This is a genomic window from Schleiferilactobacillus perolens DSM 12744, assembly GCF_001435585.1.
Lineage (GTDB): Bacteria > Bacillota > Bacilli > Lactobacillales > Lactobacillaceae > Schleiferilactobacillus > Schleiferilactobacillus perolens.
Map to the genome: position 1 here is coordinate 1 of NZ_AZEC01000045.1, position 1,255 is coordinate 1,255.

13 tRNA genes are annotated in these 1,255 nt (G+C 52.4%); all 13 read right to left on the bottom strand.

Annotated features, from left to right (window positions below):
• Positions 1–40 precede the first annotated feature (40 nt).
• Positions 41–130, bottom strand: a tRNA-Ser gene (locus FD09_RS15450).
• Positions 131–148: 18 nt separating this feature from the next.
• Positions 149–220: transfer RNA gene (locus tag FD09_RS15455), tRNA-Glu, on the bottom strand.
• Positions 221–224: 4 nt separating this feature from the next.
• A tRNA-Ser gene (locus FD09_RS15460) sits at positions 225–312 on the bottom strand.
• A gap of 4 nt (positions 313–316) precedes the next feature.
• Positions 317–390, bottom strand: a tRNA-Ile gene (locus FD09_RS15465).
• Positions 391–406: 16 nt separating this feature from the next.
• Positions 407–477, bottom strand: a tRNA-Gly gene (locus tag FD09_RS15470).
• Positions 478–492: 15 nt separating this feature from the next.
• Positions 493–565: transfer RNA gene (locus tag FD09_RS15475), tRNA-Phe, on the bottom strand.
• Between the two features lie 4 nt (positions 566–569).
• A tRNA-Asp gene (locus FD09_RS15480) sits at positions 570–642 on the bottom strand.
• Positions 643–644: 2 nt separating this feature from the next.
• Positions 645–718, bottom strand: a tRNA-Met gene (locus FD09_RS15485).
• 50 nt (positions 719–768) lie between these two features.
• Positions 769–842, bottom strand: a tRNA-Ile gene (locus tag FD09_RS15490).
• Between the two features lie 17 nt (positions 843–859).
• Positions 860–933: transfer RNA gene (locus tag FD09_RS15495), tRNA-Met, on the bottom strand.
• Positions 934–984: 51 nt separating this feature from the next.
• A tRNA-Pro gene (locus tag FD09_RS15500) sits at positions 985–1,058 on the bottom strand.
• Between the two features lie 4 nt (positions 1,059–1,062).
• A tRNA-Arg gene (locus FD09_RS15505) sits at positions 1,063–1,136 on the bottom strand.
• Positions 1,137–1,146: 10 nt separating this feature from the next.
• A tRNA-Leu gene (locus FD09_RS15510) sits at positions 1,147–1,232 on the bottom strand.
• Positions 1,233–1,255: the final 23 nt, after the last annotated feature.

Genomic DNA, 1,255 nt, shown 5'->3' on the forward strand with positions numbered 1-1,255 from the left:
ACCAGACTGCTCCATCCCGCGATAATAATTAAATTGTAAAAGGAGGATGTGGGATTCGAACCCACGCGTGGTTTGACCCACCTGACGGTTTTCAAGACCGTTCCCTTCAGCCGGACTTGGGTAATCCTCCAAAAAAATAGTCTAGCCATGACCCGTACGGGATTTGAACCCATGTTACCGCCGTGAAAGGGCGGTGTCTTAACCACTTGACCAACGGGCCGTAACGGAGAAGGAGGGATTTGAACCCTCGCGCCAGTTTCCCGGCCTACACCCTTAGCAGGGGCGCCTCTTCAGCCACTTGAGTACTTCTCCAAAATGGGCCTAAATGGACTTGAACCATCGACCTCACGCTTATCAGGCGTGCGCTCTAACCAGCTGAGCTATAGGCCCATAATATTGTTACGGAAGCGGGTGACGAGAATCGGACTCGCGACTACAGCTTGGAAGGCTGTCGTTTTACCACTAAACTACACCCGCAGATCTTTAGTGATATGGCGCGGGACAGAATCGAACTGCCGACACATGGAGCTTCAATCCATTGCTCTACCAACTGAGCTACCGAGCCAAAACGGTCCCAACCGGATTTGAACCGGTGATCTCCTGCGTGACAGGCAGGCGTGATAACCCCTACACCATGGGACCAATTGCGGGAGTAGGATTTGAACCTACGACCTTTGGGTTATGAGCCCAACGAGCTACCAGACTGCTCCATCCCGCGATAACATTAAAATTGTAGCATACTAAGGAACCTAAATCCATCAGTAAAGATGGACCTTGTAGGGCTCGAACCTACGACCGGACGGTTATGAGCCGTCTGCTCTAACCAACTGAGCTAAAGGTCCAGAAGCTCAAGTCTTAATAGCGGCGGGGGGGATCGAACCCTCGACCTCCCGGGTATGAACCGGACGCTCTAGCCAGCTGAGCTACACCGCCATAGTGTATTTTATCATAATAACAATCAACTAGTGCTAGACCGCGCTAGTATCGGGAAGACAGGATTTGAACCTGCGACCCCCTGGTCCCAAACCAGGTGCTCTACCAAGCTGAGCCACTTCCCGATGATGCACCCAGTAGGAGTCGAACCTACAACCTTCTGATTCGTAGTCAGACACTCTATCCAGTTGCGCTATGGGTGCGTCATTGTAATGCCGAGGACCGGAATCGAACCGGTACGGTGATCACTCACCGCGGGATTTTAAGTCCCGTGCGTCTGCCAGTTCCGCCACCCCGGCAATATCTACAATGAAGCGGAAGA